Source organism: Terrimonas rubra, assembly GCF_042686025.1.
Lineage (GTDB): Bacteria > Bacteroidota > Bacteroidia > Chitinophagales > Chitinophagaceae > Terrimonas > Terrimonas rubra.
This window is the reverse complement of sequence record NZ_JBHUOZ010000001.1, coordinates 59082-74254: the sequence shown is the minus strand read 5'-3', so window position 1 is coordinate 74254 and position 15173 is coordinate 59082. Positions and strand designations below refer to the sequence as shown.

Annotated in this window: 14 protein-coding genes; 7 read left to right on the top strand and 7 right to left on the bottom strand. The window is 42.7% G+C overall.

Annotated features, from left to right (window positions below):
* Positions 1–9 precede the first annotated feature (9 nt).
* Both ACFS6H_RS00335 and ACFS6H_RS00330 read left to right on the top strand, forming a co-directional pair.
* Entirely contained in the window at positions 10–1188 is a 1179-nt protein-coding gene (locus ACFS6H_RS00335; RefSeq protein WP_386093698.1) for a DUF1624 domain-containing protein, read from the top strand.
* A gap of 82 nt (positions 1189–1270) precedes the next feature.
* Positions 1271–2335 (top strand): hypothetical protein, encoded by a 1065-nt coding sequence (locus ACFS6H_RS00330; RefSeq protein WP_386093695.1) that lies wholly within the window; start codon positions 1271–1273, stop codon positions 2333–2335.
* Positions 2336–2375: 40 nt separating this feature from the next.
* On the opposite strand, the gene lpxD is transcribed toward ACFS6H_RS00330, so the two are convergent.
* Together lpxD and ACFS6H_RS00320 are read right to left on the bottom strand one after the other, a co-directional pair.
* Positions 2376–3419 carry a UDP-3-O-(3-hydroxymyristoyl)glucosamine N-acyltransferase gene (gene lpxD, locus ACFS6H_RS00325; RefSeq protein ID WP_386093692.1) on the bottom strand — a complete coding sequence of 348 codons (1044 nt, stop codon included), beginning with the start codon at positions 3417–3419 and terminating at the stop codon, positions 2376–2378.
* Between the two features lie 45 nt (positions 3420–3464).
* On the bottom strand, positions 3465–4682 hold the full coding sequence (locus ACFS6H_RS00320) for an HD domain-containing protein (RefSeq protein WP_386093689.1): 1218 nt from the start codon (positions 4680–4682) through the stop codon (positions 3465–3467).
* A gap of 210 nt (positions 4683–4892) precedes the next feature.
* Between ACFS6H_RS00320 and porX the strand changes: the two genes are divergently transcribed.
* Positions 4893–6449: a T9SS response regulator signal transducer PorX gene (gene porX, locus ACFS6H_RS00315; RefSeq protein WP_386093686.1), complete on the top strand. Its 1557-nt coding sequence runs from the start codon at positions 4893–4895 to the stop codon at positions 6447–6449.
* 265 nt (positions 6450–6714) lie between these two features.
* Here porX and ACFS6H_RS00310 read toward each other — a convergent pair whose 3' ends face one another.
* The gene (locus tag ACFS6H_RS00310) at positions 6715–9180 is read right to left on the bottom strand and encodes an outer membrane beta-barrel protein (protein WP_386093683.1); all 2466 of its coding nucleotides are present in this window, start codon (positions 9178–9180) and stop codon (positions 6715–6717) included.
* Positions 9181–9390: 210 nt separating this feature from the next.
* On the opposite strand from ACFS6H_RS00310, the gene gcvH reads away from it, so the two are divergent.
* On the top strand, positions 9391–9768 hold the full coding sequence (gene gcvH, locus ACFS6H_RS00305) for a glycine cleavage system protein GcvH (protein ID WP_386093680.1): 378 nt from the start codon (positions 9391–9393) through the stop codon (positions 9766–9768).
* Positions 9769–9951: 183 nt separating this feature from the next.
* Positions 9952–10326: a VanZ family protein gene (locus ACFS6H_RS00300; protein ID WP_386093677.1), complete on the top strand. Its 375-nt coding sequence runs from the start codon at positions 9952–9954 to the stop codon at positions 10324–10326.
* A 526-nt stretch (positions 10327–10852) separates the two neighbouring features.
* Here the strand turns inward: ACFS6H_RS00300 and ACFS6H_RS00295 are convergent.
* The gene (locus ACFS6H_RS00295; protein WP_386093675.1) at positions 10853–11506 is read right to left on the bottom strand and encodes a hypothetical protein; all 654 of its coding nucleotides are present in this window, start codon (positions 11504–11506) and stop codon (positions 10853–10855) included.
* A 169-nt stretch (positions 11507–11675) separates the two neighbouring features.
* Here ACFS6H_RS00295 and ACFS6H_RS00290 point away from each other — a divergent pair, with 169 nt between their 5' ends.
* Positions 11676–12953 carry a UDP-N-acetylmuramoyl-tripeptide--D-alanyl-D-alanine ligase gene (locus ACFS6H_RS00290; RefSeq protein WP_386093672.1) on the top strand — a complete coding sequence of 426 codons (1278 nt, stop codon included), beginning with the start codon at positions 11676–11678 and terminating at the stop codon, positions 12951–12953.
* Positions 12954–13119: 166 nt separating this feature from the next.
* Complete coding sequence (locus ACFS6H_RS00285) at positions 13120–13485, top strand: DUF983 domain-containing protein (RefSeq protein ID WP_386093669.1); 366 nt, start codon at positions 13120–13122, stop codon at positions 13483–13485.
* Between the two features lie 5 nt (positions 13486–13490).
* On the opposite strand, the gene ACFS6H_RS00280 is transcribed toward ACFS6H_RS00285, so the two are convergent.
* The 3 genes from ACFS6H_RS00280 to ACFS6H_RS00270 form a co-directional block, all read right to left on the bottom strand.
* A complete protein-coding gene (locus tag ACFS6H_RS00280; protein WP_386093666.1) occupies positions 13491–14294 on the bottom strand; it encodes a sulfite exporter TauE/SafE family protein in 804 nt (267 codons plus the stop codon).
* A 148-nt stretch (positions 14295–14442) separates the two neighbouring features.
* Entirely contained in the window at positions 14443–14883 is a 441-nt protein-coding gene (locus ACFS6H_RS00275) for an OB-fold protein (RefSeq protein ID WP_386093664.1), read from the bottom strand.
* A complete protein-coding gene (locus ACFS6H_RS00270; protein ID WP_386093661.1) occupies positions 14807–15166 on the bottom strand; it encodes a hypothetical protein in 360 nt (119 codons plus the stop codon). Before ACFS6H_RS00270 ends, ACFS6H_RS00275 begins: the two co-directional genes overlap by 77 nt.
* Positions 15167–15173: the final 7 nt, after the last annotated feature.

The window sequence follows — 15173 nt, the reverse complement described above, 5'->3', positions numbered from 1 at the left end:
AAACGGCTTATGCCTGTAACTACTAAAAGGTTTGCGGCTATTGATATATTGCGGGGGCTTATCATGGTCATTATGGCGCTGGACCATGTACGGGATTATTTCCACATTGATGCGCTTACCGGTAATCCTGTTGATTTAGCCACCACTACACCGGCATTGTTCTTTACCCGCTGGATCACGCATTTCTGTGCACCTATATTCGTTTTTCTCTCAGGCTTATCGGCCTTTATCAGCAGCCGTAATAAGACCAAAACACAAATGAGCGCTTTTTTAATAAAACGTGGTCTTTGGTTAATTATCGTGGAGATAGTGGTCATGTCTTTTATACTTACGTTCAACCTTTCCTATAATATTATCTTCCTGCTGGTATTGTGGGCCATCGGCTGGAGTATGATCGTTTTGGGACTTCTGATCAGGCTATCGTATAAATGGATACTGGGCATTGGATTAGTACTGTTTTTTGGTCATAATATTTTTGACCACCTGCCGGCATTCACCGGTACAGCCGGTTTTATTGTGGAAGCCCTGGTCACCGGCTCAAGAACCATATTACCCATTGGCAGTTCACACCTGGCAGTGAGCAGTTATGCTGTATTACCCTGGACGGGCATCATGTTGCTGGGATATGCGATGGGTTATCTTTACAGGACAGAAGTGACTGCTTTGCAGCGGGAAAGATTTTTAATAGCTACTGGTTTTGGTCTTTTGCTTCTTTTTGTATTGTTAAGGGTTATAAATGTATATGGCGATCCGTCTCCGTGGGAGCCACAAAAAAACGGCGTGTATACGCTGCTCTCTTTTTTAAATGTAACCAAGTACCCGGTTTCTCTACAATTCAGTTGCCTGACACTGGGTATAGGTTTGTTGGTGCTTGCCTTTTTTGAAACAAAGGAAAACAGGTTTACCCGTTATGTTACCGTTTACGGGCGGGTACCTTTCTTTTACTACGTGTTCCACTTTTTGTTGATCCATATAGTATGTATGCTGTTATTTTTTATCCTTACACCTGGCGCACCGGTTGCGGACCCCAACAGCCCCTTCCTGTTCAGGCCGGTAAATTTCGGCTTTTCATTACCGGTAGTGTATCTTATATGGATTGGGATTGTTGTGGCTATGTACTATCCTTGCTATCGTTACGACCGGTATAAACAAGCCAATAAACAAAAATGGTGGCTGAGTTATTTATAATTAATCCTTGCTTGTAAACAACTTCATAAATATATTGTGCAGCTATTCAACGTTCAGAACCAACCTTAATAATAATACCTAGATGAGAAAAAAAATACTGCTTTGCGCTTTAGTAATTATCAGTACCCTTAATACGTATGCACAAATTGGCAAAAAACAATTGCCGGCTCTGAAAAATTCTATAGTAAAGTATTACCAAACCGATAAAAACACCGGCGACCCGGTGAATGAATTTATGATGACTTTTGAACTATTTTTTAATAAAAGTAATCAACAACTGGGTGATGCAATTAAAGAGGAGGAATTAAGAACAAAGCTATCCTATAGAAAAATCGCCGGCGTTTTTTATGATAGTTTATATTACTATGTTATAAATGTTTTACTGCCAGAAGAAGTTAATGCGGCTGAACAAAATGTAAGAAAATATGCTGCATTAACTACACAATACTATTGCGACTGTTTTAAACAACATGGTACCGACGGAATAAAGGAACAAGAGTTTAGTGAGCTGGTTCAGAAATGCACGAATACAATGGCAAATGATAATACTTTTATGCAAAAAGTGGCCCAGTCAGTTTCTCTTAATATGCTTGCCGATAAAAATATACTCATGAAGATTAGTGGAATCACTCTTCTTGCTGATTGTAAGTCGATTACTGATTATTTCTATAGAAGTATTAAAGATATCTATGCAGAGAGTTACATTATAGAGGGAGAAAATGCTGTTTTTGACATATTGGACCGTTTGAATGCTTCGTCACTTGAGGAAAAAAAGAGATTATCCGGAATTTTCCCCACACATAAAAAATTTGCCAGTGATATAACAAAAATAAATAAGCTTATTAATACTGAAAAAGTTGAAAGAGAAACTAATTCGAAAAATAATGAAGACGGAACTGTTACTATTGTAAAAACATTTTATCAAAAAAATAAAAAGCAAATATTGCTTTTGGGCCAGGCTGAATATGTCTTAAACAAAAGATCTCCCTCTGCCATAGTATTATCCGCTAAATATGTAACATCGGAAAAAATAAAGGATGCAAAAAGTATCATTAAAACTATACAAGACAACGATTTTATTTTACCACCTCCTCCAATGGGAGAACTCCGGGAGATTAAGATTGACACAAAAAAAGAGGGTAATTAGTGTTTACCCTCTCTTCCAACATATTTAACCTACCGGCATATTATACTTTCTCGGCCAATGCTTGTTTCAATAAGGTTTCCAGCTCTTTAATCTTTTTCTCCAGGTCGGGTAAACGGCGGTTAACTGCCTGGCTGCGTAATGCCGATGTATAGTCATAAGCCGGTGAACCTGTTACGGCTTTACCTGCTTCTACCGATTTACTTACACCGCTCTGGGCATTTACTTTAGCGCCATCGCCCAAATGAATATGACCTACAATCCCTGCCTGGCCGCCGATCATTACCCCGTTGCCTAATTTGGTACTGCCGCTTACACCGGCCTGTGCCGCAATAACGGTGCTGTGGCCTACTTCCACATTATGGGCAATCTGTATCAGGTTATCCAGCTTGGCGCCCGATTTAATTAAAGTAGAACCGATGGTTGCCCGGTCAATAGTGGCATTGGCACCCACTTCCACATAATCCTGTATCACCACATTACCCAGCTGGGGTACTTTTTTAAAACTGCCGTCTGCCTGGGGCGCAAAGCCAAAACCATCGCTGCCTATTACGGTGCCGGCATGAATGGAAACATGGTTGCCGATCACGCAGTCGTTATAAATTTTTACACCAGGGTGTATTACTGTGTTATCACCAATGGTTACATTATTGCCGATATAACTGCCGGGATATATTTTGGTATTGTTACCGATCTTCGATTTTTCACCGATATAGGCAAAGGCGCCGATATATACATTTTCGCCGTAGGTAGACGATTTTGCAATAAAACTGGGCTCCTCAATACCATTCAGTTGCTGCTGCATCATTTCCTGGTACTTGGTCAGTAAAGCAGCAAAAGCGGTATAGGCATCCGGAACACGGATCAGGGTGGGGCTAACCACCTGTTTTAATACCAGTGATTCATTGATAATGATGATGCTTGCCTTGGTATCGTAAATATAATCTTCGTACTTGGGGTTGGCTAAAAAGCTTAACTGGCCGGCAGTAGCTTCCTCAATTTTACCAAATGAACTTACAGCGGCATTATTGTCGCCTTCTACTTTACCGTTTATGATCGCAGCAATTTGCGCAGCGTTAAATGTCATGTTTTTCTTAATTAAGATAGAGCATGGTCAAACCGGTTTAAAGGTTTAGTGTCTCCAATAGCAAATGTAATATTTTTTGATCGTGCTTTCTATATTCCTGCTTATAAGTGCATTATCCACCTGCGAAATATCCTTTACCGCCCCGTTTTTAAATAAAATATTGATCCGTTCGTCATCCACATTATAGGTGGTAATGCTGGCTTCGCCGGTAAATACAAAATACCCTGTTTCTTGCGCTGTCAGCCCTAATGATGTGGCCAGGGACAGGGTTTTTTCGGCCACCGTAGCATGGGAAAACGGCTCGTTCTGCAGGGTGGTTTTGTACAGCTTACGTTCAGTGATAGAACGGCAAAGCAGCGATAATATTTTGTCCGGATGGGCCATCCAGTTCTTTACACTGGTCATAATATCGTGATCGTCCAGCTGGCAGAAGGTATCCAGCTGGTCAGGCGTGAAAATGCTGCCCGGCGGCTGGTGTAAAAAAAAGTTAAAAGCGGGTGAGGCGGCCATTAGGGTTACTCCGCCTGCAATGAGTTCCTTTGCCCGGCGGATCACTTTGATCAGCATCATCTCGGCACCGATCACCGTTTTGTGCAGGTATACCTGGACATACATCAGGCGGCGGGATACCAGGAATTTCTCTATGGAGTAAATGCCTTTTTCTTCCACCATCAGCTGGTTATCTTTAACCGTCAGCATTTTAATAATGCGGTCATAACCCACCACGCCTTCGGCCACCCCCGTAAAAAAGCTGTCCCTGATCAGGTAATCCAGCCGGTCCATATCCAGCTGCCCCGAAATAAGCTGGTGCAGGAAGTATTTGGGGTGTTTATTGGTGAAAATAGCAATGGCGGTATCCAGGGCCCCGTTAAACTCCTGGTTCAACCGCTCCATGAACAGGAGCGACAGGGTTTCATGGTGTACACCCGCAATTACCTCGCTTTCCAGCGCATGTGAAAAAGGGCCATGGCCAATATCATGCAATAAAATAGCCAGTTTGGCGCCCAGTTCCTCTTCGGGGGTTATTTCAATGCCCTTGCCTTTTATCTCGGCCAGTGCCGTACACATTAGATGGTAGGCACCCAGCGAATGGTGTAAACGGGAGTGTACCGCCCCGGGGTATACCAGGTAGGCAAAAGCCATCTGGTGAATATTGCGCAGGCGCTGGTAATAAGGGTGTGATATGATCTGCAGGATCAGCGGATGGTCAATGGTGATAAAACCATAAACCGGGTCGTTGATTATTTTTCGTACTGTGTTCATGAATGGGATAGTTAGTACAGGCATTAATTAGGCCTGTATTGCGTTGCAAAGATTATACTTTTAAACATAAGGCGGTACAATTATGTACCACCGGCAAAATAATAGCGGCCGCGGAACCCTCCGGTTCAGGGCCTACTTAACATTTCTTTCAAATTATACCTGTTCATAATGCTTACCTTTAGTACTTAGGTTTTAAAATAATGTATCAATATGGCTTTAGCTAAAATAATTTGGGTAGATGACGAAATAGAAAGTCTGCAGTCGCAAAAAATGTTCCTTGAAAATAAAGGCTACGAGGTAAAAACCTTTACCAATGGTTTTGATGCCATTGATTATGTAAAGGAGAATGCCATTGATGTGGTATTGATTGATGAAAGCATGCCCGGCATTACCGGCCTGGAAACCCTGGCCAAGATCAAGGAAATACGGCAATCACTACCGGTGGTATTGATCACCAAGAATGAGACCGAGAACCTGATGGATGAGGCCATCGGCTCACAGATAACCGATTACCTGATTAAGCCGGTGAACCCCAACCAGGTTTGGCTGAGCCTGAAAAAAATTATTGACAACCGCAGGCTGGTGGCTGAAAAAACCACCACCGCCTACCAGCAGGAGTTCCGTAATTTATTTATGGCCCTGAACAGCAGCCCCGATTATAACGAGTGGATGGAAGTGTATAAAAAGCTGGTGTACTGGGAACTGGAGATGCAGAAGAGCGATAGCCCCGAAATGCAGGAAGTATTACAGAGCCAGAAAAGCGAGGCCAATACCGAGTTTTTTAAGTTTATTTCAAAAAATTATGCCGGGTGGATCGGCAATAAAACCGGTCATGCGCCGGTAATGAGCCATAGCCTGCTGCAGTTTAAAGTATTGCCCCACCTGGAGCCGGGCAAACCCCTGTTTTTTGTATTGATAGATAACCTGCGCTTTGACCAGTGGCGGGCCATACAACCCATATTTGCCGAGAGTTTCAGGATACTGGAGGAGGATACTTTTTACAGCATATTGCCTACAGCCACACAGTATGCCCGTAATGCCATATTTGCCGGCATGTTACCCATGGAGATAGAAAAGAAGTTTCCCCAATACTGGAAGAATGATGATGACGAAGGTGGAAAGAACCTGCACGAGGAGGATCTGCTAAGGGCCCATTTAAAAAGGCTGGGTAAGGGCGATTTAAAAGTTTCCTATACCAAGGTATTGAATAACCAGGCAGGGCTTGACCTGGTGAATAATATGCATAACCTGCTGACGAACGACCTGAACGTGATCGTGTATAATTTTGTGGACATGTTGAGCCATGCCCGTACCGAGATGGAAGTATTGAAAGAACTGGCAGGGGATGAAATGAGCTACCGCAGTTTAACGGCCAGCTGGTTTGAACATTCACCATTGCACCAGGCTTTGAAAAAAATAGCGGAGAAGAATGTAAGGGTAGTAGTGGGTACCGATCATGGCAGTGTAAGGGTGAAAACACCCTACAAGGTGATTGGCGATAAACAAACTACTACCAACCTGCGCTACAAACACGGACGTAACCTGAACTACGAACCCAAAGAAGTACTGGCTTTCCGCGACCCCAAAGAAGCCGGTTTGCCTGTACCGAATATTAACTCCTCCTATATTTTTGCCAAGGAAGACAGTTTTTTATGTTATCCCAATAATTACAATCACTATGTAAATTATTACCGTAATACTTTTCAGCACGGCGGTGTTAGCCTGGAGGAGATGATTGTACCGGTAATAAAAATGGAGAGCAAGTAATAAAGCCGGGTTTTGTACTACTGCTGAGCATAGCCCCGATTGCAGCGGAAACCTGTAGGGAGGGGGTAAGGTATAAGGCATTGGGTGAAAGGTTTTAGGTAGAAGGATGGAAGGTTGAAGGTGTTTGTATCAGGCGGCGGGGCCGGTTGCAGCGGAAAGCGGGATGCTGCAGCTGAGTGTTGTACTATAGCTGATGCTTTAATTAATAAATAAAAAAGCGGACTACATTTTGCAGTCCGCTTTTTTTATGCCTGTAAAGTATTTATTATTGTTTAGCAGGAGTAGAACCTCCGCCTCCGTCAGCGGCACGTTTGCTTTCTTCCTCTAAACCTGTTTTACGTTGTCTGGCCGCTTTAACCTGTGTATTACCAAAACGGTAAGTAAAGTTCAGTTTCAACTGGCGGCTTTCCCAACGTCCGCTGGCAATACCATACACACCGGTGAAATTGCTGCTGCCTGCCCAACGCATGGTTTTGAAAATATCGCTTACTGTTAAACGTAAAGTACCTTTACCTTTTAACACCTGCTGCTGTAAGCCGGCATCAATACCCCACATTTCCCTGCTTTTAAATATACCCTGCCAGATAGCGGGTGATGAATAGAAGCCGCTTAATTCGGCCGTTAAGGTTTTATTGATCTTAAAGGTGTTTTGCATGTAATAAGTCAAGGCAAATACATCCTGGTTCACTTTACGGTCGCCACCACCAAAATCGGCTTTGTATAAGGAGTAGTAAGCATTCAGGTTGGCAAAGAAACTATAGAATTTGTACTGGAAAGGATAGCTTACGTTTAAGGCAACAATATCCTGTGTAGCAAGGTTCTGCTTGGTCATAAATGCTTTTGACTTTTCAGTTGTATCAGCCAGCTGTGCAAAAATGTCTTTTACATGGCTATAGTTGATAGAAGTGTTCAGCATGTATTTGTAAGTATGCGTAATGCCAATGCTGTTGGTGTACTGGGGCCTTAATTGTGTATTCCCTTTCTGGAAAGTATAGTCATCCAGCCTGAATTCAAAAGGATTCAGATCCTGGTAAGCCGGGCGGTCAATACGACGGCTGAAGGTTACGCCAAACTGGCTCATCGGGTTTTTGTTGAAGGTCAGGGCCGCACTTGGGAAAAAGTCGGTATAGTTACGGTGCAGGGTAGAGTCGTAGGGTACATACGAGGAGGAGTTGCTGTTATACTTCAAACCTGTAGATGTACCTTTTGAATCTGTATTCTCCATACGTAAACCCACCTGGAACATAAAGCCGGTGAAAGCGCGGTTATAGTTCACATACAGGGCATTTACATTTTCCTTGTAGGCAAAACGGTTGCTCAGGTCTTTGTTATATACATCACCGCTGCCTGTTACATCGTAACGCTGGAAATCGTTGTCCGTTTCTACAAAGCCTACTTTACCACCTACGCCCAGCTTGCCTTTTTTGAAATTGGTTTCATAATCTACTTTGGCAGAGTATAAAGTAATATCAGTAGGCGCTATCATACGGTAGATATTGCTGTATTTTTCCGTAACACCATCAGGCTCGTAATAAAAGTTAGGCTGGTACTGGTTGCTGCGCAGGTTAAAGATACCGTAGTCAGCATCTACGTTTAATTCTGCACCACCCGTTACGGCATAACGGTAGTTCAGGTTAAAGTTCAGGTTGGTACGGTTCATATCGTTGGTGGTACGGCTGTTCAGTAACCTGTCCGTTACATTGGTCGATTGTTTGGTAATAGAGGTATTGCCATTTAATCTCAGGTCAATATCGGCAATATTACCGTTCACAATGGCGCCAATGGTGCTTTTGGGAGAAAGGAAGTAGTCGATACCGGTTTTGAAGTTGTGTGTATTGTAATAAAACTTCATGGTACTGTTCTGGTTAAACACCGTATCGGCCTGCTCACGGTACATGTTTTGCCAGTTACCATTTAAGCCCTGGCTATAGTTGTAGTTACCAAAAACGTTGATATTTTTATTGCGGTGGTTTAAGCTGATGCCGCCGTTGTATTTGGCATAAGTACCAATATTATAACCGGCATTTACCGAACCGTTGGTACCAAAGGTTTTGTTTTTCTTCAGTTTAATATTAATGATACCTGCATTACCTGCCGCCTCGTATTTGGCCGAAGGGTTGGTAATTAATTCAATAGCTTCAACCTGTGAAGATTGTAGGGTTTTTAAATAATTAGCCAGGTCTGTACCGCTTAAAGGGCTGGGTTTACCATCAATAAACACCTGCACCCCGTTTTTACCGGCCATGGTCAGGTTGTCATCTTTATCAACCATTACACCTGGTGCTTTACGCAATAATTCCAGCGCATCGTTACCAGTGGCGTTAATAGTGCCTTCCACGTTTAAAATGGTTTTGTCGGCTTTCACCTCTACCATCGGTTTACGGGCAGTTACGGTTACGCCTTCCATAGTAGCTTCGGCCTTTAATAACTTAATAACCGGAACGGCTACAGGAGCGCCGTTTACTTCAAAAGCACTGCTCATATAGGGCTGGTAGCCCACATTGGTCACACTTACAAAGTATTTACCGGCGGCAACACCATCAAAACTATAGTTACCGCTATTATCAGTGGTAGAAAGCTTGGCAAGGGTAGAGTCAGTTGCTTTTAATAAGGAAACAGTTGTGCTGGCAATGGCTTTGTTCTGTTCGTCCTGAACGGAACCGGTTACTTTTTGTGCTTTTGCACTGAATACCGAGAGGCCAAATGCAGTTAGAAAAAGGAAAAATTTCATTTTTTAGGTTTTATTCTGAGGCAAAGATATTTTGCGGGTATGCTCGGGAAAAACGATTGCCGATGAATGGCGTGAAAACTATGTTAAACGGCAGGATTTATCGGGCTAACTGATGCAAACGGTTTAAAAAGGCGGGTGAATGACGGTAAACAAAATAATCTTTGCACTCCAAGCGGTTTTACTCATATTTGCGAAATAAAATTTTCTATCATGAGTTTTCCTGCCAACTTAAAGTACACAAAAGATCACGAATGGATCAAGCTGGATGGCAATGTAGCCACCATTGGTATTACCGAATTTGCTCAGAAAGAGCTGGGCGACATAGTTTTTGTAGAAGTGGAAACCATCGGACAAACCCTGAATGAAGGTGATGTTTTTGGTACAGTGGAGGCAGTAAAAACTGTTTCTGACCTGTTTTTACCGGTAGCCGGCACCATTGATGAATTAAACCCTGCCCTGGCCAATGAGCCTGAACTGGTAAACAGCGATCCTTATGGCGAAGGCTGGATGATCAAAATGACGGTTACTGACGCAGCGGCAGTAGAAGGTTTGTTGGACGCAGCCGCTTACGAAGCACTGGTTTCTTAAGTAACCAGGTTTAATTCAGGCAATATATAATATTACGGTTGAATAAATAGTTTATACCCCTGTAACAGGTAATGTTACGGGACGATCAAAAACTATTGCGCAACAAATTAATCATACAACGCTGTACAGGAATGTACAGCGTTTTTTTTATCTTACCGCCCTAAACATTATTCCCGCTCCTGCATGAAGTATTTACTCCCCGCCATAGCCTGGTTGATATTGTCGGTTATATTATTAACCTTGCCGGGCTCTCAGTTTCCTTCTTCCAATTGGTTAAGCGCTATTGCATTTGATAAATGGGTACATATTGGCATGTTTGCCATGATGGTGTTTTTATGGTGCTGGGGTATTACCAGGTTTTCGGCCAGGCCAAAACAAAAGCTGAAACAAATTTTTGTCTGGGTCTTTATTTTAAGTTGTGCTTACGGAATAGGAATGGAGTATGTACAGGAAAACCTGGTGATCCATCGTTCTTTTGATGTGGGAGATATTATTGCAGATATAGTTGGCGCACTGTGCGGCCTGGGCTACGCGTGGTACAGGTTTATAAAAAAATAGACCCCTGTGGAAACAGGGGTCGCAACCAAAACTAACTGCTTATGAGAAAATATGTAAAATCTTTTTTTAAAGATTTGTGTGCTTTATTATATAACGCAAATTTACTGCTAAAGGATGCATATATGCTGTTAATAAAAGTTTAAAAGAATGATTTCTGTGTTAATTTTCTGAAAAACCGCTCATCTTCTTATCTTACCGTTCATCCCAACTAACATCATTTTTTAACTGTTGTACTGTGATTATCAACAACATCAAAGATCTTCAGGTAGCTATTTGCTGCTTGTACTTAGGATATTGCATAATTCATACCAAAAATTAAACGAAGAGGATGAATTAGCAATTTTTTTGCGTATTAACATTTCTTTTAATACTTCTGTTAACCGCCTGTTTCTAAGAACTGATTCTATATAAATAACAAGTGCTTCGTGCAATGGTTTGCACAAAACAAAACATTAACATTTTGGGTATTTACCATAAAAAAGGAGAACCGCGGGTTCTCCTTTTATTCATTTCTTCGTTAAACGGTTTATTTAAAGAAGCCTTTAATTAAGTCAGTAATACCGCCAATACCGCCTGCATTACTGGCAGGTTGTCCCTTTTCTTCTACAGCGCCCTGGGTTACCTGGTTAATGAGGTCCTGGATATTAATACCATTGCCGCCATTGGCGTTGGTAAACTGGTCCAGTAATCCCTGGAAGTTAAAGCCATTGCTGCCGGCATTTTCTGAAGTAGCTACTTTGCCGCCCGTTAATGAACCGATCAGGTCGTTCAGGTCAAAAGAATCATTCTCCGGTGCCTGGCTGGTGGTACGGTTTACCAGTGATTCCAGTACATTCGGAATTAAATTGTTGGCAACGCTGCTGGCCTGTGCAGGGGCCATGTTGAATTTGGTGGTCAGCTTGCTGATAAAGTGCCCGATCATCATACTTACAATGGGGTTCTTTAATAAACCGGCTATACCGCTGCCACCATTGTTTTGCTGACCGTTATTACCACCACCGGTAAACATGTCTAAAATGTTTTGTAAACCACCGCCGGCTAAAATGTTTTGTAAGCCCGATGAAACGGTTTTGGTTGCCTCTGCAAGTATGGCATTGTTTTCTTCATTGGGAATGGCCTGGTTTTCTACTACAGTTTCCTTACCATATTCCTTTACTAATTGCGCAATTTGATCTAACATGGTGTTGATGTTTAAAAAATGTAATGATTTGTTTTGGCAGAGAGGGGGTATAAAAGTAGATAAATTATCTATCCTTCCATAAAATCTTTCTGTTATTAATTGACAACAGGAGCTGTTTTTTTAGCTGCTAAGGATAACTTGCTATATTCCTTTTAGTTAGCTTTGTTGCATGACAATAGCGGCATTATACAACCTGTTCCTGCAACACCCTTCGGTACAGACCGATACCCGTAAACTGCAGCCCGGCGATATTTATTTTGCATTGAAAGGCGATAATTTCGACGGCAACCTTTTTGCCGGCCAGGCCCTGGAAAAAGGTGCGGCCTATGCCGTTATTGATAATGCAGCGTATAAGATCAATGACCAGATGATCCTGGTGGAGGATGTACTGACCACTTTACAGCAACTGGCTAAATACCACCGCCAGCAATTCAATATACCTTTTATTGCCATTACCGGCAGTAACGGTAAAACCACTTCAAAGGAGTTGGTACATGCGGTATTAAGCACCACGTACAAAACCTATACTACAGAAGGTAACCTGAACAATCATATCGGTATTCCTTTAACCATCCTGAAAATAAAAGCCGATGCGGAGATCGCCGTGATTGAAATGGGAGCCAACCACCAGCAGGAGATAGCGGGTTATTGTAAGTATGCTTTGCCCACTCATGGTGTAATAACCAATGCCGGGAAGGCCCACCTGGAAGGCTTTGGGGGAGAAGCAGGCGTGAAAAAAGGAAAAGGCGAATTGTTCGATTATATACGGGAGCATAAAGGCTCTGTATTTATTATGAACGATTACGACTACCTGCAGGAAATGAGTAAGGGAATCAGTGAGGTTATAACCTATGGTACGCATGATGCCATGGTAGTGGGTACTGTGGTAAGCAGCGATACCTTTTTACAGGTGAATATGCTGAGTGGTAATTATACCGGTTTATTGCAAACCAAACTGGTAGGCGATTATAACCTGCCTAACGTATTATTAGCCGCTACAGTAGGACAATACTTTAAGGTAACAGCAGAAAATATTAAAGCGGCACTGGAGGGATATACACCTTCCAATAGCCGCTCACAACTGATGGTAAAAGGCGCTACGCATATTATTATGGATGCCTACAATGCCAACCCCAGCAGTATGAAACTGGCCATAGAAAACTTTTCCCGTCAGCCGGAAACCAAAAAAGTATTGATGCTGGGGGCTATGGCCGAACTGGGTGCGGAAAGCCTGCAGGAACACCAGGCTATTATTGATACCATCAGTAAGTATAACTGGCAACAGGTAGTGCTGGTAGGCGGTGATTTTTTAAAGCTCAGCCATCCCTATTTACAATTTAACAATGCGGCCGAAGCAAAGGAATGGTATACGGGCCAGGATATGGATAATACCAGTATTCTTATAAAAGGCAGCCGGAGTATGCAGATGGAGAAGATCATTGGCTAGTTCATCCGGCGGCCACTTGCGTCTCTTGATTGTATTGCTTACCTTTGCATCCTTTCATCAAAGTTCATATAACATGAGTGATACCAGGGCCGCCAGGGGGTATTTAGCATCAACATTGGGTTGCCGTTGTCCCCGGTGCAGGGAGGGCAAACTTTTTAAAAACCCGTTGAGCATAAAATTAAAACGGAACCTGGCCATGCATAAAACCTGTGTGGTATGCGGACAGCCCACCGAACTGGAAGTTGGTTTTTATTATGGGACCAGTTATGTAAGTTATGCTTTAACCGTGGCCCTGAGCGTGGCCAGTTTAATTGCCTGGTGGATATTCATTGGCCTCTCTATATATGATAACCGTTTTATTTACTGGCTTATTTTTAATGCTGTTTTCCTGTTTTGTTTACAACCCATCTTAATGCGTTTAAGCCGCAGCCTGTGGATTTCCTGGTTTGTAAAGTATGACCCGGACTGGCAGAACTCGGCTCCTGAAGATGTATCGGAAAGGGTGAATACCAACCAGGGGGAAGATATTTAAGGGGCCTAGTTCTTAAATAGTAATTCCTTTACCAATATAAAAACACCCATCACCAGTACAAATACACCAAAGCTTTTCTTCAGGGTTTGCGCCGGTATCTTCTCTGTAAAATGACTCCCGATAAAAATGCCGATAATGGCCAGCAGGCTAAAGCCGATCAGCAGCACCCAATCGTACGTAAATTGTTTAAGGGTAAATAAAAAGCCGAAGAGGGAATTAATACCAATAATCAATAGGGAAGTGCCTACAGCGGTTTTCATAGGCACATGTAATAATAATACAAGGGTAGGGATAATAATAAAACCTCCGCCGGCCCCCAGTATACCCGTTAACATACCAATAAACAAACCCAGCAATACCATCAGTACAGGCTTGTTTATCTTACGGCCTTCCTGTTCCACATTCTTCTCCACTGTTTTATTGAACAACATGCTTAAGGATGTTGCTAACATTAACAGGGCAAATAATACCATTAAGAATATCTCTTTACTCACCGTAGTATTACCAATGGTAAACAAGGTATCGGGAAAAGCCGGTAACAGGTAGTGGCGGGTAATAAAGATGGAAAAGATGGAGGGTATACCAAATTCGGTAACCGCCCTGAAGTCCACCATCTTACGGGTATAGGCGCGTATACCACCGGTAAAGCTGGTAACACCTACAATGAAGAGTGAACAGGTAGTGGCCAGCAGTGGATTGATGCCCAACAGGTAAACCAATATGGGAACGGTTAAGATTGATCCGCCGCCGCCCATTAGGCCTAATAAAATGCCCACTACCAAAGCCGATAAGTAACCCAGGATTTCCATGCCTGCGAAGTTAGGATAACCGGTTGGTAGGGTATATAAAAAAGAAGGAGATTATAACCGCTTGTATAAAATTGCGGGGTAGAAGTATATTATGAGCATCTGCCCCGCAATTATGTATGATGGTTAATGTGTATGTGTTTCAGCCAACTCAGGGTACCAGGCTGCAGCCCCGCAGGATAACATTCATTACCAGGCCATCACCCAACCCCTTTACGGTAACCCGTTGTCCTTTTTTAAGACTGGATGCCGCATTCACATGATCATCGGAAAAATAACACTGTATGTCTGCAATAGAAAAATCACGGTCATCCCCTTCCAGGATAACATATATTTTATCGGTAAAATCCTTGCTGATGGATTGAACGGTGCCGGTTACAATCAGAACGGCATCTTTATATTGCTGGTCGGCCCCTACCTCGTTGTCGTGATAGGCTTTTGATAATGCAGCAGCGGTTATTGCGATGGCTGGTTTCTCAGCCTCCGCTTTGGCTACTTTTTTCTCGGTAGCTTTTTCATCTGAGCTGGCGATGGCCGCTGTAAAAAATACGATCACGACGAGGATGGAAAGAAAATGGTTTGTTTTTTTCATAAATAAAAATTGAGATGATAGAAGATAAAAAATAGCAAAGGATATCTAACAGGTCAAAAGTGCCGGGCACGATATGAACCTGTTGCAATACTTCAAAAAGAATGAATACCATGGCCAGTACACATAGCCATGTTTTGTGTATACCGCCCCAGATAGTAAGTAATGAAAAGGTGAAAGCATAGGCCCAGAGGGCATCGGGCCCGTAATTGCGGAGTGGCCCTTCAAAGCTGTAGAGCAGGCTACCTGCAATGATCGGTATGGTTATGTTCAGGATATGGAACACGGGAATG

Coding starts and splice junctions, on each gene's coding strand:
- porX (WP_386093686.1), top strand. CDS start 4,893: ATGGCTTTAGCTAAAATAATTTGGGTAGATGACGAAATAGAAAGTCTG.
- ACFS6H_RS00335 (WP_386093698.1), top strand. CDS start 10: ATGCCTGTAACTACTAAAAGGTTTGCGGCTATTGATATATTGCGGGGG.
- ACFS6H_RS00280 (WP_386093666.1), bottom strand. CDS start 14,294: ATGGAAATCCTGGGTTACTTATCGGCTTTGGTAGTGGGCATTTTATTA.
- ACFS6H_RS00275 (WP_386093664.1), bottom strand. CDS start 14,883: ATGAAAAAAACAAACCATTTTCTTTCCATCCTCGTCGTGATCGTATTT.
- gcvH (WP_386093680.1), top strand. CDS start 9,391: ATGAGTTTTCCTGCCAACTTAAAGTACACAAAAGATCACGAATGGATC.
- ACFS6H_RS00300 (WP_386093677.1), top strand. CDS start 9,952: ATGAAGTATTTACTCCCCGCCATAGCCTGGTTGATATTGTCGGTTATA.
- ACFS6H_RS00310 (WP_386093683.1), bottom strand. CDS start 9,180: ATGAAATTTTTCCTTTTTCTAACTGCATTTGGCCTCTCGGTATTCAGT.
- ACFS6H_RS00295 (WP_386093675.1), bottom strand. CDS start 11,506: ATGTTAGATCAAATTGCGCAATTAGTAAAGGAATATGGTAAGGAAACT.
- ACFS6H_RS00290 (WP_386093672.1), top strand. CDS start 11,676: ATGACAATAGCGGCATTATACAACCTGTTCCTGCAACACCCTTCGGTA.
- ACFS6H_RS00320 (WP_386093689.1), bottom strand. CDS start 4,682: ATGAACACAGTACGAAAAATAATCAACGACCCGGTTTATGGTTTTATC.
- ACFS6H_RS00330 (WP_386093695.1), top strand. CDS start 1,271: ATGAGAAAAAAAATACTGCTTTGCGCTTTAGTAATTATCAGTACCCTT.
- lpxD (WP_386093692.1), bottom strand. CDS start 3,419: ATGACATTTAACGCTGCGCAAATTGCTGCGATCATAAACGGTAAAGTA.